The organism is Streptomyces gamaensis (assembly GCF_042656465.1).
Lineage (GTDB): Bacteria > Actinomycetota > Actinomycetes > Streptomycetales > Streptomycetaceae > Streptomyces > Streptomyces gamaensis.
This window is the reverse complement of the sequence record NZ_JBHSPB010000014.1, coordinates 99538-120624: the sequence shown is the minus strand read 5'-3', so window position 1 is coordinate 120624 and position 21087 is coordinate 99538. Positions and strand designations below refer to the sequence as shown.

General features: G+C 73.8%; 17 protein-coding genes. 6 read left to right on the top strand and 11 right to left on the bottom strand.

Annotation, left to right across the window (positions count from 1 at the left end):
• Window positions 1-242 precede the first annotated feature (242 nt).
• From ACFP1Z_RS22535 to ACFP1Z_RS22525, 3 genes are all read left to right on the top strand, one after another.
• The gene (locus ACFP1Z_RS22535; RefSeq protein WP_390318771.1) at window positions 243-1742 is read left to right on the top strand and encodes a glycoside hydrolase family 47 protein; all 1500 of its coding nucleotides are present in this window, start codon (window positions 243-245) and stop codon (window positions 1740-1742) included.
• A gap of 184 nt (window positions 1743-1926) precedes the next feature.
• On the top strand, window positions 1927-2334 hold the full coding sequence (locus ACFP1Z_RS22530; protein WP_390318769.1) for a peptidase inhibitor family I36 protein: 408 nt from the start codon (window positions 1927-1929) through the stop codon (window positions 2332-2334).
• 194 nt (window positions 2335-2528) lie between these two features.
• On the top strand, window positions 2529-3581 hold the full coding sequence (locus ACFP1Z_RS22525; protein WP_390318767.1) for a cation diffusion facilitator family transporter: 1053 nt from the start codon (window positions 2529-2531) through the stop codon (window positions 3579-3581).
• Between the two features lie 33 nt (window positions 3582-3614).
• On the opposite strand, the gene ACFP1Z_RS22520 is transcribed toward ACFP1Z_RS22525, so the two are convergent.
• Together ACFP1Z_RS22520 and ACFP1Z_RS22515 are read right to left on the bottom strand one after the other, a co-directional pair.
• On the bottom strand, window positions 3615-5114 hold the full coding sequence (locus ACFP1Z_RS22520) for an FAD/NAD(P)-binding protein (RefSeq protein ID WP_390318765.1): 1500 nt from the start codon (window positions 5112-5114) through the stop codon (window positions 3615-3617).
• Window positions 5115-5183: 69 nt separating this feature from the next.
• Window positions 5184-5996: an MmyB family transcriptional regulator gene (locus tag ACFP1Z_RS22515; protein ID WP_390318763.1), complete on the bottom strand. Its 813-nt coding sequence runs from the start codon at window positions 5994-5996 to the stop codon at window positions 5184-5186.
• A 291-nt stretch (window positions 5997-6287) separates the two neighbouring features.
• Here ACFP1Z_RS22515 and ACFP1Z_RS22510 point away from each other — a divergent pair, with 291 nt between their 5' ends.
• Window positions 6288-7559, top strand: coding sequence for a hypothetical protein (locus ACFP1Z_RS22510; protein ID WP_390318761.1), 1272 nt, complete (start codon window positions 6288-6290; stop codon window positions 7557-7559).
• Between the two features lie 17 nt (window positions 7560-7576).
• Here the strand turns inward: ACFP1Z_RS22510 and ACFP1Z_RS22505 are convergent, their stop codons facing one another.
• Window positions 7577-8659, bottom strand: coding sequence for a carboxylate-amine ligase (locus tag ACFP1Z_RS22505; RefSeq protein WP_390318760.1), 1083 nt, complete (start codon window positions 8657-8659; stop codon window positions 7577-7579).
• Between the two features lie 361 nt (window positions 8660-9020).
• Here ACFP1Z_RS22505 and ACFP1Z_RS22500 point away from each other — a divergent pair, with 361 nt between their 5' ends.
• Together ACFP1Z_RS22500 and ACFP1Z_RS22495 are read left to right on the top strand one after the other, a co-directional pair.
• Window positions 9021-9680 carry a rhomboid-like protein gene (locus ACFP1Z_RS22500; RefSeq protein WP_390318758.1) on the top strand — a complete coding sequence of 220 codons (660 nt, stop codon included), beginning with the start codon at window positions 9021-9023 and terminating at the stop codon, window positions 9678-9680.
• Window positions 9681-9726: 46 nt separating this feature from the next.
• Complete coding sequence (locus ACFP1Z_RS22495; RefSeq protein ID WP_390318756.1) at window positions 9727-10140, top strand: ArsR/SmtB family transcription factor; 414 nt, start codon at window positions 9727-9729, stop codon at window positions 10138-10140.
• A 67-nt stretch (window positions 10141-10207) separates the two neighbouring features.
• On the opposite strand, the gene ACFP1Z_RS22490 is transcribed toward ACFP1Z_RS22495, so the two are convergent.
• From ACFP1Z_RS22490 to ACFP1Z_RS22455, 8 genes are all read right to left on the bottom strand, one after another.
• The gene (locus tag ACFP1Z_RS22490) at window positions 10208-11584 is read right to left on the bottom strand and encodes an ABC transporter ATP-binding protein (RefSeq protein ID WP_390318754.1); all 1377 of its coding nucleotides are present in this window, start codon (window positions 11582-11584) and stop codon (window positions 10208-10210) included.
• Window positions 11585-11630: 46 nt separating this feature from the next.
• On the bottom strand, window positions 11631-13385 hold the full coding sequence (locus ACFP1Z_RS22485; RefSeq protein ID WP_390318751.1) for an ABC transporter permease: 1755 nt from the start codon (window positions 13383-13385) through the stop codon (window positions 11631-11633).
• Between the two features lie 296 nt (window positions 13386-13681).
• On the bottom strand, window positions 13682-14758 hold the full coding sequence (locus ACFP1Z_RS22480) for a S1 family peptidase (RefSeq protein ID WP_390318749.1): 1077 nt from the start codon (window positions 14756-14758) through the stop codon (window positions 13682-13684).
• 755 nt (window positions 14759-15513) lie between these two features.
• Entirely contained in the window at window positions 15514-16293 is a 780-nt protein-coding gene (gene fabG, locus ACFP1Z_RS22475) for a 3-oxoacyl-[acyl-carrier-protein] reductase (RefSeq protein ID WP_390318747.1), read from the bottom strand.
• Window positions 16290-16556, bottom strand: a complete 267-nt coding sequence (locus ACFP1Z_RS22470; RefSeq protein WP_390318746.1) for an acyl carrier protein — start codon at window positions 16554-16556, stop codon at window positions 16290-16292. Before ACFP1Z_RS22470 ends, fabG begins: the two co-directional genes overlap by 4 nt.
• An 87-nt stretch (window positions 16557-16643) precedes the next feature.
• Window positions 16644-17618: a beta-ketoacyl synthase N-terminal-like domain-containing protein gene (locus ACFP1Z_RS22465; protein WP_390318744.1), complete on the bottom strand. Its 975-nt coding sequence runs from the start codon at window positions 17616-17618 to the stop codon at window positions 16644-16646.
• Window positions 17615-18748 carry a beta-ketoacyl synthase N-terminal-like domain-containing protein gene (locus tag ACFP1Z_RS22460; protein WP_390318742.1) on the bottom strand — a complete coding sequence of 378 codons (1134 nt, stop codon included), beginning with the start codon at window positions 18746-18748 and terminating at the stop codon, window positions 17615-17617. The genes ACFP1Z_RS22465 and ACFP1Z_RS22460 overlap by 4 nt, the downstream gene beginning before the upstream one ends.
• Complete coding sequence (locus ACFP1Z_RS22455; RefSeq protein ID WP_390318740.1) at window positions 18745-20655, bottom strand: AMP-binding protein; 1911 nt, start codon at window positions 20653-20655, stop codon at window positions 18745-18747. Before ACFP1Z_RS22455 ends, ACFP1Z_RS22460 begins: the two co-directional genes overlap by 4 nt.
• Window positions 20656-21087 lie beyond the last annotated feature (432 nt).

Sequence of the window (21087 nt, the reverse complement as noted above, 5' to 3'; positions counted from 1 at the left end):
CCGTCACCTGACGCGGCGTCGGAAGGGGCCCAGGGGCGGGAGGATCACCCGCGCCTTCCCGACGCCCCGTCACTCCCCGCCGCCGCGCCCCGCCTTCGGCCGATCGGCCCCGTCGGCTCCCGGCACCCGGCCCCTATCCGTGCGCACCCCGCCGTGGCGGTGCCGGGCCGTGGCGGTGCGGGCTCCACACTGGGAGCGCCCGGGGACGCTGTCCCGTTCCGCTCCCGCCAGGAGGACCGCACGTGCTGAACTACGGGCTGCCCGCCGCGTTCCCCAGCAGGCGCGGCGTCGTCACGGCACTGGCCGCCGCCGGCGGGCTCACCCTCGGCGGCGGCCCCCGCGCCACCGCCCCCGCCCACCCGGACGCGGCGACGGGCGAACCCGCTGCCGCCGCCGTGCCCGCCGCCGTGCCCGCCGCCTTCCCGCTGCCGGCCCGGCGCACGGCCGGACCGCCGGACCGGCAGAAGGCCGAGCGGATCCGTGCCGAGTTCCTGCACGCCTGGCGCGGCTACAAGGCCCACGCCTGGGGCCACGACGAGCTGCTGCCCCTCTCGCGCGGTCACCGCGAGTTCTTCGCGAGCCGGCACCCCGTGGGACTGTCCATCGTCGAGGCCCTCGACACCCACTACGTGATGGGCCTCGACGACGAACTCGCCCGCAGCGTCTCGTGGATCACCAGCCGGCTGGACTTCGACATCGACGCCGAGTTCCAGGTCTTCGAGGCCGTCATCCGGCTCGTCGGCGGGCTGCTGGCCGGCTACCTCGCCACCGGCGACCGCGCCCTGCTGGAGCGCGGCGCCGACCTCGCCGACCGGCTGCTGCCCGCCTTCCTCTCCTCGCCCACCGGCATGCCCTACCGGTTCGTCAACCTGCGCACCGGCGCCGTCTCCGGCACGATCGTGCCGCTGGCCGAGGTCGGCACCAACATCCTGGAGTTCGGCGTGCTGTCCGAACTCACCGGCGACCGGCGCTACTTCCGGGTGGCCAAGCGCGCGCTGCGCGCGATCGTCGAGCGCCGCTCCGCGCTGAACCTGCTGGGCACCACCATCGACGTGGAGACCGGACTGTGGTCCGACCCCAAGGACGTCTCGGTCAACCCGCCCGCGGACTCCTTCTACGAGTACCTGTGGGGTGGCTGGGAGATGTTCCACGACCCGGACTGCCTGCGCTGGTTCCGGCTGGTCGACGACGCGCTCAAGCAGCGGGTCGTCGAACGCGTCGACGGCAGGGTCTGGTTCAGGACCGTCGACTTCAGAACCGGCGTCCCCCTCGACCGCCACCAGTCCTCCCTCGCCGTCGCCGTCCTGCCCGTCGGCGGCGACAACGCGCTCGCCGCCGACTACTACCGCTCGTGGACGGCCGTGATGGACAAGTACGGTGTGATCCCCGAGGCGATCGACTACACGCGGCTCGACATCCTCTCGCGCGGCAACGAACTGCGCCCCGAGTACGCCAACTGCGCCTTCGAGCTGTACTGGCAGACCGGCGACCCCTACTACCGCACCACGGCCTGGCGCTACTTCCAGAACCTGACGCGGCATCACCGCGTGCCCGGCGGCTACACCGTCGTCGCGGACGTCACCCGGCGCCCCATGACGCTGGGCGACCGCTGCCCGGCGTACGTCTTCGCCGAGAACTTCAAGTGGCTCTACCTCACCTTCGCGGCCGCCCCGCGCTTCGACTACGCGCACGGCTACCTCAGCACCGAGGGGAAGATCCTGCGCGGACTGCGCCGCCGGTAGTGACGCGGCCAGGATCCTGACGCCTCGTCAACTCCCTTCGGGCGCGAGCGGATCGCGCCGCCCCGGACGTCCACCGCGGGCGTCCACCGCGGACCCGCGGGGAGATCGTTTCGGGTGACGGGATTCCCTCCGGGGAATGACGCGGCGCCGCCGGGGGCCCGGCGGCCGTGCTAGCAGTGTCGCCATGAACACTCACCGCAAGCGGAACCTCACGGCCGCCCTCTGCCTGGCCGCCGCCCTCCTCGCCCCCGCCGCCGGAACGGCCGTCGCCGCGGCGGCCCCCGCCCCGCACCACGGCACGGCGCCGAAGAACTGCCCCTCCGGCCACCTGTGCGCGTACAGCGGGGCCGACTACACCGGCAAGGCGGCCACGGTCGAGGCCCAGGGCAAGGATCTCAAGGACCTGACGAAGCATGCGCAGTTCGGCCACGTCGCCTCGCTCTACAACAACGGCGCCTCCGAGGTGACCGTCTGGGACAAGAAGGACTTCAAGGGCCACCCGCTGACCCTCGCCCCGCACCACGGCGAGAAGACGCTGCCCCACTCCTTCGGGCACCAGGTGGTCTCCGCGAAGTGGCACGGCAAGGCCTGAGCCGGCTGCCCGGGGCCCGGCGGCCGCGCGACCGCCGGGCCCCGGCCCGCACCACCCTCCTCCGGGAGAGAACCGCAGGTCACAGCCGTCTTAATGACACTGGTAACCGGCACCGTTGCAGCCTTTGCCAAGACCGCTCCGCCCGGTGTTCACTGCCCTGCGTCGAACAGCGGCACGACGGACAGGGAGTGGAAGTGGGCACCAGTCACGGGCACGGTCACCACGGTCGCGAGCACGATCACGGTCACGAGCACGGGGACGACGCGCACGGGCACAGCCACGGCGTCGCCGCCGACGCCGACCGCCGCTGGCTGACCATCGCCCTGACCCTGATCGTCGGCTACATGGGCGCCGAGGTCGTCGTCGGCGTCGTCGCCCGCTCCCTCGCACTGCTCTCCGACGCCGCGCACATGCTCACCGACGCCGCCTCCATCGTGCTGGCCCTGGTCGCCATGCGGCTGGCCGCGCGCCCCGCCCGGGGCGGCTACACCTACGGGCTCAAGCGCGCCGAGATCCTCTCCGCGCAGGCCAACGGCCTCACCCTGCTGCTGCTCGGGCTCTGGCTGGCCTGGGAGGCGGTCCAGCGGCTGATCAGCCCGCCCGAGGTCACCGGCGGACTCGTCGTGATCACCGCCGTCGTCGGCATCCTCGTCAATGTCGTCGCCGCCTGGTGCATCGCGAAGGCCAACCGCAGCTCCCTGAACGTCGAGGGCGCCTACCAGCACATCCTCACCGACCTCTACGGCTTCGTCGCCACCGCGGTCTCCGGCGTCGTCGTCCTGGTCACCGGCTTCGCCCGCGCCGACGCCATCGCCACCCTCGTCGTGGTCGCGCTGATGCTCAAGGCCGGCACCGGGCTGATCCGCGCCTCCGGCCGGGTCTTCCTGGAAGCCGCTCCGGCCGGCCTCGACCCCGACGCCCTGGGCGACCGCCTGGCGGCCGTCCCGCAGGTCGTCGAGATCCACGACCTGCACGTGTGGCAGATCACCTCCGGGCAGCCCGCGCTCTCCGCGCACGTGCTCGTCGCCCCGGCCGGCGACTGCCACGCCGTGCGCCGCGCCCTGCAGACCCTGCTGCGCGAGGAGTACGGCCTCACCCACGCCACCCTCCAGGTCGACCACCTCGGCGAGGACGACACGCACGAGGACCTGCTGCAGATCACCGCGCGCGCCGGGCATCCCGTCACGGCGGGCCACTGCGAGGACGCGCACGGCCCCGTCCACCGGCCCGGTCCGCACGAGCACTGACCCGCCGCCGACCGCCCCCGGACCGCCCCCGGTTCAGCCCGCCAGTTCCCCCGCGACCCGGCGGGCCTGGCGCACCACGGACCGCAGATGGTTCGCGAACGGGATCCGTACGTGCGTACCGACCCCCACGACCCAGACCGGCTCGGGAGCGGACCGCGCATCACGGCGCACCCGCAGACCGTCCCCCAGCCGGCAGGCGGCGCCGGGCGGTCCGGGCCCGTCCGTCAGCAGCAGCGCCTCGCCCGTCGCGGAGCGGCACAGCGTCGGCGGGTGGAAGCCGGTCGCGTTCACGACGTGGTCGTACGCGCCGTGGTCGCCCGGAGCCGCACCCGCCACCCGCCACCGGCCGCCCTCGAAGGCCACGGACCGCGGATAGGACGGGGCCACGCGCAGCAGCCCGGTGTCGGCGTGCGCCAGCAGCCGCCGCGCGTTGACGACCGTCATCGCCGTGACATACCGCCCGGTGAACCAGCCGAAGCGGTCCAGCACCGCGGCCCGGCGCCGCTCGTCCAGCGCCGCCCCCAGCTCGATGAACGCCTCGATCAGCGGCACCATCGCCCCGGGCCACGCGCAGGCCCCCGCCTCCAGCAGCGCCGTCTCCTCCCGCAGCCGCGTGAGCGGATCGTCCGCGCGGGAGACCTGCCGGCGCAGCGGGAGCGGGCTCAGCAGCCGCACCGCCTCCACCACCGAGCGCACCAGGCGTTCCTCCAGCAACGGGTCCGCCGGATCGAGGCGGGCGACGCGCTCCAGGGACGGGAAGGAACGCGCGGGCGCCCCCAGCGAGACCCGCACCGCGGGCAGCGTCCCCGACGGCGAGGTGAGGGTCACCCGGTGGCCGTCCCGGCACAGCAGCAGCGCCGCGTCCACGGCCGACTGCCGGCTGCCGAGCACCAGGACCCGCGAGGCCGGTCGCAGCCGACGCCGTACCCGGGCGGCCGGATACGGGCTGTCCAGATAGCGGGGATGGGCGACGAAGGGGGCGAAACCGTCCGGGACGCGCGGGCGGCGCACGCCCGTGGCCACCACCACGGCATCGGCCCGCAGCTCCTCACCGGTACTCAGGCGCACCCGCGGCCCGCCCGGCCCGGTGCCCACCGACAGGGCTGCGGCCGGTATCTGATGAACCGTCACACCCAGGGCGGCCGCCTGCTCGCAGGCGCGGTGGAAACGGTCCGCGCAGTACTCGGCCATCCGCACCCGGGGCACACAGTCCTCGCCGCTCCCGCTCCACCCCCGCCCGCGCAGGTGGTCGACGAAATCGCCGGGCCGGTCCGCGAGCAGGGAGTTGACGTCGGCGGCGCTGTTGCACAGCAGCAGCGGATCGCGCTCCCCGAAGGCCAGCCCCCAGCCCGCCGGGCACGGGTCCACCACGCGCACCGAACGCACCCGGCCCGGCGGCCGGTCCGCCAGCTCGCGGACCAGGTGCAGCAGCACGCTCGTCCCGGCGGTGCCGCCGCCGACGATCACCACGTCCCGGCCGGGACCACCCGGCGCACGGCCCACGGGCCCCGCCGTATCCACTGGATCACGCATCGCTCCATGCTGCCGCCGCGCGGCGGCCCGGACCAGAGCGCTGCCCGCCGGACGCGCCGCCGTGCCGCCTCAGCCCGCCCGCGGCAGCGGCGCGTGCCGCTCGCCCGGCCGGAACACCAGCACCATCAGGCTCGCGCGCCGCGACGAGCGCGGCTCGGCACTGCACATGGTCACCCAGCCCGGCCCCAGCCGCGCGTGCAGCAGCGGGCGTTCGTCGCCGTCGGGGTGGACCCGGGTCGTCGCGCCCGCCTCGTACAGCGGCCCGACCACCGGGTCGGCGAGCACGTCCCGCTCCAGCGCGGCGAGCGTCGCGTCCTGCGGTACGGCCGCCACGGCCGCGCGCAGCTGCGGCAGCACCATCGGCATCCACAACTCCCGCCACTCCAGGAGCACTTCGCGCGCCTCCGGGTCCAGCACCATCCACCGCATCGTGTTCCGCGGCGCCTCGCCCCTGGGGAACATCTCGGCGAACGCCCGGTTGTGGGCGATGACCCGCCAGGAGTGGTCGTTGATGTAGGCCATGTGCGACAGCCCGTCGACGACCTCCTGCCAGGCCCGGGTGACCTCCGTGCCGGTCTCGGGATGCAGCGGATAGGGCGGATCGCGGTGCAGGGCGTAGCGCCACAGCGCCGTCCACTCCTGCTCGGTGAAGGCCAGCAGCACCGCGACGTCCCGCAGCAGGTCCTCCGGCGGATGGGGGTACGCGCCGGTCTCCAGACGGTTGTACGTGCCCTGCGTGCGGTGCAGCAGCAGGTCGATCTGGCTCTGCGCCAGCCCCGGGGCGCGCCGGCCCTGCCGGGAGGGGCGCACGAGGCCGTGGTCCTCCGGGGAGATCAGGGCCCGGCGCGAACGCAGCAGCGTTCGCAAGGCTCCCTTGTCCACGTTGTCCCCCCACTATCACGAACGACCCCGTCTGTGAAGACGAATTATGCGGCCGATTTTTCCTGCGAAAAGCTGACGGCAGAAATGATCGCATCCCTCCGGCATGATCGGTACGCGGGTCAGCAGCCACGGGGGTGCCGCTGACCTGCCCTCCTCTTCTCCCCGCCCGCACCCGGGCCGGGCCCGCTCGGCCGAACGGGCGCCACACGCCCCGGCCCCGGGCTGTCCCGCCGGCGCCGCCCGCGACTGCTGATAGATCGGCGGTACGGCGGCACGGCGAGAGGAGCGGGCATGCGGGAGCACGAACGCGGCGGCACAGGGGCCGCACCGGCGGCCGACGGTGCGCGGCCGCCGTCCCGTGCGGCGGCCGCCGCACGGATCGGGGCCGCCTGCGCGGGCGCCCTGCCCGCCGTCGTCGTGCGCGTGAGCGGCACGCACCTCGCGCCGGTGTGGGCCGTCGTCGTCTTCGGCCTCGGCGTGCTGTGCTCGGCGCTGCTGCTGATGTGGGCCGCCGAGACCGCCCGCGCGGACATGGCCGGGGCCCTCGCCCTCGCCCTCCTCGCCTTCATCGCCGTGCTGCCCGAGTACGCCGTGGACCTGTACTTCGCCTACGCGGCCGGATCCGATCCCTCCTACGCCGCCTACGCCGCCGCCAACATGACCGGCGCCAACCGGCTCCTGGTCGGCGTCGGCTGGCCCCTGGTCGCCCTGGCGGGATTCCTCGCGGCACGCCGCCGCGCCCTGCCCACCGGCGGAGTCGTACTGGAACCGCACCGCCGCATCGACGTCGCCTATCTCGGCGCGGCCGCCGTCTTCGCGTTCGTGATGCCCCTGACCCGCGAGATCGGCTGGTACGTGCCCGTGGTGCTCATCCCCTGGTACGGGGCCTATCTGTACCGCATCGGCAAGTGCGGTTCGGAGGAGATGGAGGAGCTGGCCGGGGTCCCGGCGCGGCTCGCCCTGCTGCCGAGGGCACGCCGCCGGCTGCTCACCGCCGTGCTGTTCGCCGCGGCCGCCGCCGTGATCTTCGCGAGCGCGGAGCCGTTCGCGGGCGGCCTCGTCGAGGCGGGCGCCGCGCTCGGCATCGACCGCTTCCTGCTGGTGCAGTGGCTGGCCCCGCTCGCCTCGGAGGCCCCCGAACTGATCGTCGCGGTGGTCTTCGCGTGGCGGCTGCGCGGCAGCGACGGGCTCGGCGCGCTGCTGTCCAGCAAGGTCAACCAGTGGACGCTGCTGGTCGGTTCGCTGCCCGTGGCCCACGCCCTCGGCGGCGGCGGGGCGGCGCTGCCCCTGGTCACCCGGCAGGTCGACGAGGTCGCGCTGACCGCCGCGCAGACCCTGCTCGCCGTGGTCGTCCTGCTCGGCCTCCACTTCCCGCCCCGGTGGGCGGCGGCCCTCTTCGTGCTCTTCGCGGTGCAGTTCGCGCTGCCCGGGGAGTACGCGCGGCAGATCCTCACCTTCGTCTATCTCGCGCTCGCCGCGCTGCTGCTGCCCACGCGGCTGCGGCAACTCCAGCCCACCGCAGCGGCGTTGACAGGACGCATCGAGGGCGACCCGCACCGCTGACCCGCCGCCCCGGCCCCTCAGGGCTCGGTGATCAGCTCCGTCAGGGCCCGCAGCCCGTCCGCGGCCAGCACCCGGCGCTGCCGGTCCGCCGGGCTGCCCCGGCGCAGCAGCCGCCGCACGAGCGAGTCGACCTGCCGCGTGTCCCCGGACTCCTCCAGCGCCTGCGCGACGTGCCCGAGGAGGGTGCGCACGACGTCCTCGGCGCCGCGCCGCTTGCCGTCGGGGTCGACGAGCTCGCCCTCCAGCCCGTGCCGGGCCGCGTGCCAGGTCGCGGCGCTCAGCAGCTCCGGCCGCGCGTGCGGGGCCCGCCCGCCCGTCTTCTCGTCGTGGATGGCGGTCGCCACCAGCCCCCGGACGATCCCCCCGAACATCACCGCGTCGTCCGCGCGCAGCTGGACGTCCGCGCAGCGCACCTCGATCGTCGGATAGCGGTCGGAGAGCCGGGCCTGCCAGTACAGCTGCCCCCGGTCGGCGATCGCCCCGGCTTCCAGCAGCGCCTGGATGCGCTGCTCGTAGTCGGCGAGATCGGCGAAGAACGGCGGCGGGCCGCACACCGGCCAGCGGCTGTACACCACCGTCCGCCAGCTGGCGAAGCCGGTGTCCTGGCCGTTCCACAGCGGGGAGTTGGCCGTCATGGCCACCAGCACCGGCAGCCACGGCCGCAGCCGGTTCAGCACCGCCACCCCCATCTCCCGGTCGGGGATGGCGACATGGACGTGCATACCGTTGACGAGCTGTTCCTCGACGAGCCGGCCGGCCTGCGAACGCATCGCCAGATAGCGCGGTTTGCGGGTGACCGGGACGGGCGCGAGCCCCGTGCGCGGCGCCGTGCCGCACGCCGCGATCCGGCACCCCGCCTTCTTGGCCGCGGAACTGACCGCGTGCCGCAGCCGCTGCAGGTGGTGGCCCGCCTCCGCCAGGTCCGCGCAGACCGGCGTGGCGACCTCCACCTGGGCCTGCAGGAGCTCGGCCTGTACCTCCCGCTCGTGGACGACCGGCTCCAGGTCCACCGCCGCACAGACCTGCTCCGCCATGGGCACCGGAAGCGCGGTGGCCGGGTCGAGCAGAAGATACTCCTCCTCGATCCCAAGGGTGAGCATGCCGTAGGGTTACCCCGCCCTCCCGCGGCGAACCCCGGCCCGCGCTCCGCCGCGCCTTTGTGACGCAAAGACGTCCTGTGCGCTTCCGGAACTCGCGCTTGACCGCGCATGGCCGCCGCACGACGGACGGGGACGGCGGCAATGCATTCTCCAACTTCCCTTCGGAAAAAGGATTTCAGTGGTTCGTGTGGGGTGAATACACACGCCGGTTCCCTCTTTGGTTCGACCGTGAAGAAGTTCACGGAAACCCGGTGCCGCCCCGCATTCTTTTCCGGTCCTTGACACACCTCGGGTTAAGGTGCAGCGGGCCCCGGCACCCGCCGCGGGCCCTGGTGACGGGCACGGACGAGCGGGAGGCGCGGTGACCGGACCGGTACAGCGGGCACGGGAGCTGCTGCGGCGGATACCGGCGACCTCGGTGTACGTCGCCCTGCTGCTGGCCACCGCCGGCTGGCTGGCGAGCCGGACCGGCCCGGAACAGGCCCGCTTCATCCGGCACAACAGCAGCAACGTCCACCACCTGGAAGTCGGCAAGTGGTGGACGCTGCTCACCAGCGGCCTGGTCGTCGACGGCGTCCCCGTCCTGCTCGGCATCGCGGCGGTGGCCGCCGTCCTCGGGCGGGCCGAGTGGCGCTGGGGCACCGCGCGCGGCTTCGGGGTCTTCCTCGCCGGGCACCTCGTGGCCACCCTGCTCACCGAGGGCGCTCTGTGGCTCGCGCACCTGGCGCATCTGCCCGGGGCCGTCCCCCGCGCCCGCGACGTCGGCATCAGCTACGGACTGGTGGCCACCGGCGCCTGTCTGCTCGCCCTCGGCGGCCGGCGGCTGCGTGCCTGGGCCCTGCCCGCGCTGACCCTCGCGCTCGTCCTCGCCTGCGCCGTCGACCAGGAACTCGCCGACGCGGGCCACCTGGTGGCCCTGGGCCTGGGCGTGCTCGGCTCGCGCACCCGCTGGCTGCGCTCCCTGCGGCACGCCGCGCCCGCCACGGAGCGTACCGGTGCGCCCGTACGGCACGGCCGGTGACCGCCGTGCCAGGCCCCCGGCGCCTACCGCCCGTTACCATGCCTGCATGGGAGCGCAAGGAGAGGCATGGGATGCGGCGGGTGCCGAACGGGCGGTGGCCCTGCTGAAGGCCGTGGCCGACCCGACCCGGTACCGGCTGCTGTGGGCACTGAGCCACAGTGAACTCCCCGTCGGCGGCCTCGCCGAGATGATGGGCGCCCACGTCGCCGCCGTCTCCCAGCACCTGGCCAAACTGCGGACCGCGGGGCTCGTGGTCTCCCGCCGCGAGGGCACCCGTATCTACTACCGCACCGCCGGCCCGCACGTGCGCGGGCTGCTGGAGGAGGCCGCGCTCGCGGCGGCCGCCCCCGCCGCGGGCGCTCCCGCGCCGCAGGAGAGTGCCGGAGCGGCGGCCGTCGCGCGCACCGCGCCGGTCCGGGCCCACGCGGCCGCTCCCGCCCGCCGCCCGGTCACCGAATAGACCGATCAGGCCGATCAGGCCGATCGGACCGATCGGACCGAACGGACCGGATGCACCGGACAGGCCGTCAGCCGGCGGCCCCGCCCTCGTCGAGGCGGTACTCCTGCGGGTCCGCGTCGAAGGAGTACAGCTCGGCGTAGCGGCCCCAGTCGGTCGCGGTCTCCAGCTGCTGGTCGACCTGCTCGCTCGTGTAGTGGTGGGCGAGCAGATCCCGGAAGAAGCCCGCGCGCAGCGTCTGTTCGGGGCTCTGCCGCAGACTCGTGGTGATCAGCCGGACCAGCGGCACCTCCAGCGCCGAGGCGGCGAAGATCCTCTTGGACTCCTGCACATCGGCCTTGGCGAAGGCGGTGCCGCGTTCGCTGAGCACCAGGTCGTCCTCGCTGATGGCGCCGAAGCCCAGGACGTCCAGGGCGTCGACGAGCGGCAGCACGTCGTCGATCTCCAGCCCGAGGTCGTCGGCGAGGTCCGCCAGATCGCAGCGGCCGCCCCGGTGGACGACCATCTCGGCGAGTCCCGAGAGCCCGTCGACGCTGGCCGTGGGCAGCGGGGTGTTGGCCGGGGTGCGGCGCGCGGCCTCCACCGGCCCGGCGCGGCCGGGGATCCGGCCCTCCTTGGGGCGGCCGGTCATGGTGCGGTAGACCCGGTCGATGAGCTCCTCGAAGGCGGCGGACTGCCGGTCCCGGGGCCGCTCCAGGGCGACCTCGAAGGTCTCGCGGACGGTGCCGGGGCGGGAGCCGAGGACCACGATCCGGTCGGCCATCAGCACCGCCTCCTCGATGTTGTGGGTCACCAGCACCACGGCCCGGGTGGGGAACTGGCCCGACTCCCACAGCTCCAGCAGCTCGCCGCGCAGGTTCTCGGCCGTCAGCACGTCCAGGGCGGAGAACGGCTCGTCCATCATCAGCACGTCCGGCTCGACGACCAGGGCGCGGGCGAAGCCCACGCGCTGCCGCATTCCGCCGGAGAGCTCCTTGGGATAGGCGTTCTCGAAACCGTCCAGCCCGATGAGGTCGATGGCCTGCAGCGCGGCCTCGGCCCGCCGGCCCGGCGGCACCCCGCGCGCCTCCAGGCCGATCTCGACGTTCTGCTGCACGGTCAGCCACGGCAGCAGCGCGAAGGTCTGGAAGACCATGGCGGTGCCCGGGTTGGCGCCGGTCAGCCGCCTGCCCCGGTAGCCCACCGAGCCGGAGCTGGGCGGGATGAGTCCCGCGAGGCAGCGCAGCAGGGTGGACTTGCCGGAGCCGGAGCGCCCGAGCAGGGCGACGATCTCCCCGGCGCGGATCTTCAGGTCGATGCCGGTCAGGACGGGCAGTTCGCCGTCGGCGCCCGCGTAGGACTTCGTCAGTCCGTCGGCGGTGAGCAGGACGTCCCCGTCGGCCGGGCGGTCCGCGCCGGGCGCGGGGGCGTGCGCGGCACGCCGGTTGCGGAAGAGGCCAAGGACCATGGGGGCTCCAGCTGTTGCGGGCGGACAGGCGGCGTCACGGCGTTCGTCAGGGGGCGTAACGGGTCTCGGCGAGCCGGTAGAGCCTGCGCCAGAAGAGCCGGTTGAGGCCCACGACGTACAGGCTCATCACGGCCACACCGGCGATCAGGTGCGGGAAGTCGCCGCGGGCGGTGGACTCGGCGATGTAGGCGCCGAGCCCGGTGGCGGTCAGCGTGGTGCCGGCGAAGGGCACCACCTCGGAGACGATCGAGGCGTTCCAGGCGCCGCCGGAGGCGGTGATGCCGCCGGTGACGTAGGAGGGGAAGATGCCCGGCAGGATCAGCCGCTGCCAGCGCTGCCACCCGCGCACCCCCATGTCGTCCATGGCCTCCCGCAGATCGCTGGGGATGGACATGGCTCCCGCGATGGTGTTGAAGAGGATGTACCACTGGGCGCCCAGCGCCATCAGCAGGACGCCGCCGACGTCCAGGGACAGCCCGGTCCTCAGGAAGAACCAGACGGCCAGCGGGAAGAGGAAGTTGGCGGGGAAGCTCGCGAGGATCTGCACGAGCGGCTGGGCGATCCGGGTCAGCCGCGGGGAGAAGCCGATCCGCACCCCGACGGGCACCCAGATCACGGTGGCGGCGACGACCACGACCACGACCCGGGCGAGGGTGGCCAGCCCCAGCAGCAGCGGCTCGCCGAAGACGCCGAAGCCGGTGTGGTGCCGCAGATAGCCGGCGAGGTCGACCAGCCCCCACAGGATCAGTCCGCCGGCGACGGCCGCGAAGACGAGGTCGCCGGTGCGGCGGCGCACCGGGTCGACGAGCAGCGGCCGGTCGTCGACGCCGAGGATCCGCCCGGCCCGGGACAGCGCGTGCCCGACGGGCCGCAGCAGCCGGCCCAGCAGCCGCGGCCAGGAGGAGCGGCGCAGGAAGTCCAGCACGTAGCTGCGCTGGACCTCGGTGGCCTCGGACTGCTCGTTGCGGAAGCGCTCGGCCCGGGCCGTCAGCGGGCGCCAGAAGAGGAAGTTGACCCCGATGACCATGACGGCCATGGTCAGGATCGCCAGGCCGATCTTCCCCAGGTCACCGGCGGCGATGGCCGCGCCCGCGTACGAACCGATGCCCGGCAGCGCGTAGTTGCGCCGGTTGACGCTGATGGCCTCGGAGGCGACGAGGAAGAACCAGCCGCCGCCGAAGCTCATCATGCCGTTCCAGACCAGCCCGATGGCCCCCGAGGGCAGCTCGACCTTCCAGAAACGCATCCAGCGCGTGAAGCGGAACGAGCGGGAGAGCTCGTCGAGTTCGCGGGGGAGCGAGGTGAGGGAGTAGTAGAAGCCGAAGGCCATGTTCCAGGCCTGCGAGGTGAAGATCGCGAAGATCGACGCGCACTCCAGGCCCAGCATCGAGCCGGGGAAGAGGGCGATGAAGCCGGTGACCGCCACGGTCAGGAAGCCGAGCACCGGCACCGACTGCAGGATGTCCAGCGCGGGGATCAGGATGCGCTCCAGCCGTCGGCTGCGGGCGGCGGCGCAGGCGTAGCAGAAGGTGAAGACGGTCGAGGCGGCCAGCGCGAGGAACATCCGCAGCAGGCTGCGCGCCGCGTCGTAGGGCAGCCGGGCGGGATCGGTGTCGATGTGCAGGGAGCGGCTGGTGGAGAAGCGGACCGTGGTGCCCTGCCCGACGCGCAGCGTGATGTACAGCAGGACCAGGACGGCCGCGGCGACCGCGACGTCCACCCAGGTCGTACGGTTCACCCGGGCCGCCACCCGTGCGGGGATCGACGCCCGCGCGGCGGCGGGGTCCGTCCGGAACGACATCACAAGAACCTCCGACCACAAAAGTGGGCACGCCTCACCGCCCGTTCGTCGCAGGCGCGCCGACGGGCCGGGCGGCAGGGCGACGGCGGATGGCGGACGGTTCGCCCGATACCGAGAGCAATACGGAGAGAACGTGTGCTCCGGCGTCGGAAGTCTGCCCTCACTTGCGGCGGGACGCAAACGTGGTCAAGGTTCCGTCAAGACCCATCAAAAACCCATGGACAACCCGTGAACAGCATGGAGCGGCCCCCGCACGCCGCAGGGGCGTCGCGGGGGCCGCACGGGGTGCCGGCGGGTCAGGGCAGTTTCGCGCCCGTGCCGTTGAGGGCGTCGGGCACCGGCTGGAAGAAGGTCTCCCCGCCGCCCGAGCAGTCGCCGCTGCCGCCGGAGGTCAGGCCGAGGGCGGTGTCCTTGTCGAACAGGGCGCCGCCGCTGTCGCCGGGCTCGGCGCACACGGTGGTGTCGATCAGGCCGTTGACCGTGCCCTCCGCGTAGTTGACGGTGGCGTTGAGCGCGGTGACCTTGCCGTCGTGGACCTGGGTGGTGCTGCCGCTGCGCTGGACCTGTTCGCCGACCGTGGCCTCGGCGGCGCGCGTGATGTTCTGCTGGCTGCCGTTGTAGAGGTCCACCGCGCTGGGGTGGTCGGTATTGGAGGTGTAGGTCGCCAGCGCGTAGTCGTGGCCGGGGAAGACGGACTTGGTGGTGGTGGCGATCTGGCCGCCGCCCTGGCTGTCGGACCAGGTCTGCGAGGCGTTGCCGCAGTGCCCGGCGGTCAGGAAGCCCGGCTGCCCGTCCCCGGTGGTGACGTTGAAGCCGAGCGAGCAGCGCACTCCGCTGCCCCAGATCGCGTCGCCGCCCGCGATGAACGGCTTGAACGTCCCGGAGGTGTGCTTGAGGACGGCCTTGTCGCCGAGCGAGGCGACCACCGATTCGAGGCGCTGGAGCTTCTCGCCGGTGACCGTGCTGTCGGCGGTCACGGAGACCTTGTTCGTTCTGGGGTCGACGGACCAGGCGGTGCCGGGGATCGTGGCCTTCGCCTCCAGGACGCCTCTGGCGGCGGCGAGTTCGTCGGACGAGTGCGCGACGAGCCGGGCCTCGGCGCCCGCCGCCCGTACCGCGCCCGCGGCCCGCTGGTCGACGACGTCGACGACCAGCTTGCGCTCCTGGGGCTCGTAGTACGAACCGGCCGTGGCCGCCTGCGTGTCGGCGGTCAGGCGCTGCGCGAGCTGCGCCGCCTGCGCGGGCGAGAGCGCGGCCGGGCCGGGGGCGGGCTGCGCGTGGGCGCTGGGCAGGATCAGTGTCGCGGCCGCCAGCGCGGCGACGCCCGCGCCGGCGGTCACCGCACGGCGCGTGAAGGTGCCTGAACGATTCACTCATGCCTCCTGTGGGGGGTGTGCCCGGGGACCGGGCACGGAGGTGTCGTGGGGCGGGCCGTCCCGCCGGGGGACGGCCGGGAACCGGCGCGTGGACGCGCGCGGACGAGCAGGACTCGACAGAGGGACCGCGCCGCCGACGATAAGGCGCGTTCATGTCAAGTGCGGTGAGTATCCCGGCGGGGCGCGTCGACGTTCAAGGGCGACAATCGGTCGACTCCGGCCGTGCGGCCGGGTCCCTCACCGCTCAGGGACACCGGAAGTCCTCACTGGTCAACGCCCGTGACCGGCAGCGGAGTCCGGGGACCGGTGAGCGGAGAGCGGGCCGCGGCCCCTGTCCGGTAATCGCTCCCCGCGTACCCCCGAGCGGTCGGGGTACGGTGCGGTCCGGAGCGAAGAGGCCCGCAGGTGACGGCGGTTGCGGAGCGGCCGGAACAGCGGTGCGGGAGGTCCGGGCCGCGGACGTTCGGACTCTCTGCGATTCTGTGGACAACTGGGCTTCTTCTTGTGGGATTTTGGCCGACTGTCCCGGGTGCGGCAGGCCGGGACCGGCCACGGCGACGGCCCGCGTGCCGGTCGATGCCAACCGGCACGCGGGCCGAAGGGGACGCGGCGGCGCCGTCAGACACCGGCGGACGAACACCGCCACGCCCGAGGGGATCCGCGCCGGGCTGCCCCGCGCAGCTGCCGGTGCCCCTGTCCGGCAGCACCCGGCGCGGACGTCGTGCTCCCCGGTGAGGGGAGGTGGCGCGGCCTCAGAGACCGCCGTTGATCTCCACGACCTGCCCGGTGAGGTACGCCGCGCGGTCCGAGACCAGGAACGAGACGAGGTCCGCGACCTCCTCGGGCGTCCCGGCCCGGCCGAGGGGAATGCTCTCGACGAGCTGTTTGGTGACCGCCTCGGGGAGTTCGGCCGTCATGTCGGTCGTGATCAGGCCGGGGGCGACCACATTGGCCCGGATCCCGTACCTGCCGACCTCCTTGGCCAGCGACAGGGTGAAGCCGATGATGCCCGCCTTCGACGCCGCGTAGTTCGTCTGCGTGGCATTGCCGTTGACCCCCGCGATGGAGGAGAGCGTCACCACCGCCCCGCCGCGCTGCTTCATCATCGGGAAGACCGCGGCGCGGCAGATGTTGTACGTGCCGGAGAGGTTGGTCTCCAGCACCTCCCGCCACTCCTGCTCGGTCATCAGCGCCAGGGGCCGGTCCCGGGTGATGCCCGCCGAGGTGACCACGGCCGACAGCGGGCCGAGCTCCTCGGCCGCCGAGGCGACGAAGTCCTTGGCCTGCGCGGCGTCGGCGACGTCGACCTGCCGGGCGTGCACCCGGGCCCCGGCCGCCCGCGCCTCCTCGGCGGCGGCGTCCGCGGCACCGGAGTGCGAGCGGTAGCAGAAGGCGACGTCGAAGCCGTCGGCGGCGAGCCGGGCGACCACCGCGCGCCCGATACCGCGCGAGCCGCCGGTCACCAGCGCCACCGGCCGCGCCGGGGCGGGCCCCTGCGGCCCGCCCCCCACGGAAGCGGTCGCTGCGCTCACGCGGCGGCCCCACCGTCGAGCTGACCGCGGACCAGTTCGCTCACGAGCCGGAACGTGCCGAGCTCGGCGAGCTGGGCGTCGTCGATCTTGATGCCGTAGCGCTCCTCGATCCGTACGGCGATCTCCAGCGAGATCAGCGAGTCGACCTCCAGGTCCTCCTTGAACCGGGCGTCGTCGGTGACCTCCTCGACGGGCAGTTCCAGCGCGCCGGCGACGACGGCACGCAGCTCTTCGGTGTCGAGGGCGGTCTGGGGCGTGGTCATGGCAGGAACTCCTTTGTCAGGGCTGTGCGTTTGTCAGGGCTGTGCGGTGACGGCGGACGGCCGGTGACGGCCAGGGGGGAAGGCGGGTCAGTGCTCCGGCCCGGTCAGCAGCAGGGCCGCGACGGCGTCGTCGCCGGGCAGCCCGGTGGTGGCCAGCACGGCCTCGTCCGGGCGGGCGTCGAGGTGCGCCACGGCGGCCGCGCACTGCAGCACCCCGAGCGCGCCCGAGCACTCCCCGAACCGGGCCGTCAGGTCCAGCGTCCGCGCGGCCGGCCTGCCGCCGGGCAGGACGGCGGGCTCGGCCTCCGCGCCCGGCGCGGTGAGCCACAGCCCCAGCGGGCCCGTGACGCTCCCGGCCGCTTCCGCGACCGTACGCAGCCGGTCCGCGCCGCGCGCGTAACCGGCCACCGCCGCCCGGACACGGGCGCCGCGCGCCCGCGCGGCCTCGCGGGTCTCCAGGACGAGGGCGGCACCGCCGTCGAGGACCGGCTCGCCCAGCATCTTGGTCACGGCGTCGCCGGAGGGCTCCACCCCGATGACGACGGCCGCCTCCGCGCGCCCGGCCGCGATCAGCGAGCGGGCCCAGAACAGGGCGTCGAGACCGCTCGTCGGCCCGTTGCACAGGGTCATGTTGGGGCCGCGCAGCCCGTGCCGCATCGACACCGAGCCGGCGATGACATTGCTGGAGGTCTGCGGCAGCCCCAGCGGGCTCAGCCCCGTGACCGTGTCCCGGGCGATGATGTCGGTGAACGCGCAGACGCTGTCCAGGATGCCGAAGTTGGAGCTGACCAGGACGGCCGTGTCGTCGCCGGTGCCGCTGAAGGCGTCCTGCGCGTACAGCCCCGCGTCCCGCAGCGCCGGTTCGACGCAGCGCAGGGCGAGCCGGGAGGCCCGGTCCTTGTGCCGCATCTCGCGGCCCGTCAGGCCCGTGTGCGGGTCGAACCCGCCCTCGCGGCTGCCGCCGAGCAGCTCGTCGGCCAGCGTCAGACCGGGCACGGCCAGCCCCACTCCGGTGACGACGACGTCGCGGCCGGGCCGCGCTGTGGTGGTCGGCTTGCTCATGATGTGGCCTCCAGAATCGCCGCGGCGTTGATCCCGCCGAAGCCGAACGCGTCGACCTGCGCGAGGCCGAGGTCCGCCGACTGTGCCTCGCTCCGCACGAGCCGCAGTCCCGCCGCCTCCGTGACCGGCTCGGTCAGCCCGAGCACCGGCGGCACCCGGCGGTGCCGCAGGGCGAGCGCCGCGATCACCAGGCTCAGCAGCCCGGAGCCGCCGAGGGTGTGGCCCGTCATCGACTTGATCGCGGTCATCAGCGGGCCCGTCCCCGGCGGGAAGATCTTCGCGAGCACGGCCGCTTCGGTGGAGTCGTTCTTCGGGGTGCCGCTGCCGTGCAGCATCACCAGGTCGATGTCCTCGGGGCCGATCCCGGCGCGGGCGTGGGCGTCGCGCACCACGCGGGTGATGCCGACCGGGTCGGGGGCCGTGGGGTGGTGGGCGTCGCAGTTGACGCCGACGGCCCGCAGCCGGGCGTGCACGTACTGGCCTTCGGCCGCCGCCTTCCGCACGACGACCGCCACCGCGCCCTCGCCCATGAGCATGCCCTTGTGGGTGACGTCGAAGGGGCGCAGCGCGTCGGGCACGTCGTTCTGCACCCGGTCCAGGGTGCCGAAGGCGCTCTCGCCGATCGCGTCGGTCCCGGCCACCACCACGGTGTCGGCCATGCCCATCTCGATCAGGTCGGTGGCCATGGCCAGCGCGTACAGGGACGCCGCGCAGGCGTTGGCGAAGGTGTACGTGCGTGTGGCGCCGAAGGTCTCGCGCAGGGCGGTGCCGAAGTGCAGGGCGTCCGGGGAGAGTTCGGCGCCCTCTTTCCACCACAGCTCGGCGCTGCGCTGCTCCTGCAGCGTCGTGCCCACCAGGACGGGCACGTCCGTGAGGTCGCCGTCGTGCCCGGCGTCGGCCAGCGCCTGGCCGACGGCCTGGGTCAGCCAGCGGGTGGCGCGGCCCGGCTCGTCGACGCCGGGCTCGGCCCGGTCGTCGATCTCGTACGCGTACTTCGCCCGGTACTTGCCGGTGTCGAAGACCCGCAGCCCGGCGAGCGCGCCACGGCCCGCGCACAGCGCGTCGTAGATCTCCTGCGGGCTGCCGCCGTTGCCGGCGACGGCGCCCATCCCGACGATGTCCCAGGTCATGACTGTCCCATCCGCTCGCGGAGCTTGTAGGCGGCCAGCTTTCCGGTGGCCGTGGCCGGCAGGACGTCGACGAACTCGAAGCGGCTCGGGCGTTTGTAGGGCGCCAGCCGGGCGCGTACGGAGCCGCGGATGGCGCGGCGGACCGCGTCCGCCTCGAAGCCCTCCTCGATCACGGTGAAGGCGACCGAACGCTCCAGCCCGTTGGCGTCGGCGCTGCCGAGGACCACGCAGTCCCGTACGCCCTCGGTCGAGCGGACCACGTCCTCGATCTCGCTCGGGACCACCTTGTAGCCGCCCAGGTTGAGGATGTCGTCGGCGCGGCACAGGTACTCGACGCTGCCGTCGGGGTGCTTGCGCACGACGTCGCCGGTGTACGCGCCGCCCGCGCCGAAGGTCGCCCGGTCCGCGTCGGCCCGGTTGAGATAGCCCAGCGAGACCTGCGGGCCGGAGATGTGCAGCCGGCCGTCGGCGCCGTCGGGCACCGGCACGCCCTCGTCGTCGCGGACCGTCACGGTCACGCCCGGGACCGCGACGCCCGAGCGGCCGTGCATCGAGCGCGCCGGCGGCGTGGCGATGGCGACGTGCATGACCTCGGTGGCACCCAGGCAGTTCATGACCGTGACGCCGAAGCCCTCCTCGATACGCCGGCTCAGTGCCGCCGGGCAGTTCTCGCCGGCCGTCAGGCACAGCCGCAGCGACGGGAAGGGACGCTCGCCCGCTTCCCCGTCGTGGCGGGCGAAGGCCTCCAGGAGCCCCACGTACAGGCGGGGCACCGAGCACAGCACGGTCGGCCGGTGCCGGCGCAACGCGGCGCTGATCGCGTGCGGTTCGACGGCGCCGCGCACCAGCACCGCGCTCGCGCCGGCGTCCAGCGTGCACAGCACCGAGCTGCCGAAGCCGTAGCCGAAGGACATCCGGGCGGTGGAGAGCACCCGGTCCTCGGGCCGGAGGCCCATCACCCGGCCGAAGCCGTCGAGCATGGCCGCGATGCCGTCGGCCGCGTGCCGTACGCCCTTGGGGCGGCCGGTGCTGCCGGAGGTGTACTGGATGAGCGTCTCCCGCCCGGCGGGCGGGGCCGGCGCGGGTGGCGGGCCGTCGGCGCGGTAGGCGGGCGTGGCCGCGCCGGTCGCCAGCGCCTCCCGGACCTGATCACCCGTCAGCTGGGGGAGGTCCGCGAACGCCTCTTCGAGCGCCCGCTGACCGGCCGGGGCGAGATCGAGGTGGACCAGGGCCGCCTCGCAGTCCTCGGCGACATAGCGCAGATCGGCCTCGCCGAGCATCGGCGTGACCGGCACCGGGACGCTCCCGTGCCACCACAGGCCGAGCACGGCCACCGCGGTGGCCACCGAGTCCTCCGCGACGATCAGCCCGCGCGCGCCGGGCTCGATGCCCAGCTCGGTCAGTGCCTGCGCGTAGCCGCGCGCCGCTTCCTGGAGCTGCCCGTAGGAGATCTCACCGGCGTCCGGGTCCACGTAGGCGGTGCGTCCGCCGCGCCCCGCCGCCAGGTGCGCGCCGAGCAGGCGCCGCAGCAGATCGGGTCCGGGCGCGGCCGCCGCGGGGGAGGAAGGGCGCGGCGCCGCCGAGGAGTCCGTACCGGCCGGGGAGGAGGGGCCGGCGGCGGGCGTGCCACTGGGCTCCGGGGGGAGGTGCGGCGCGCCGGCGGCGCCGGCCGTCTTGGCCAGCAGCAGCGCGAGCGCCTCGTCGACGCTGTCGACCGCCGCCGTCTCGTCGTCGGAGAACGCGACCTTGAAGGTCTGCTCCATGCGCGCGGCGATCTCGACCTTCTCCAGGGAGTCGACCTTGAGCTCCTGGTGGAAGGAGGCATCGGACCGAACGTCCTCCACATCGATTTCAAGGACGAAAGCCACTATTTCCCGAAGCCGTGCACCGGCATCGGATTTCCGCACAGGTGGCACTGTGTACTCCTTATCGGCATGGGAGGGATACCGGTCGCGACGCCAATCCTGGGCTCTCCGGTGGACTTTGAAGACGGTAGCGAAGCGCATTCCACCGCCCAGGGGGCGACGGGGGAGTACGTCAGGTCATGCGCCAAAGGACCGGCCGGCCGCGAAAAACCGGTAAAGGAAACGGAATTGGCTGCCGGCGTTCCGCATCCAGGGCGCGTCCCCGGCCCTGCCGGGGCTTGTCCACAGGCGACTTGACGGGGTATCGCGCGCGAGCTGGCCCCGGCTCCGGCCCCCCGTATAGCTTCGCATGTCGGCGGGCCCCGCCGGCGGACCGCCGGGTTGTCGAAAGAACCCGCGGCAGCGTGGAGGGGAGGCCCCGGCAGTCCTTTTGTCCGCCGAAAGCCCCTTGCTCGCCCCGAGTTTGCCGATGTT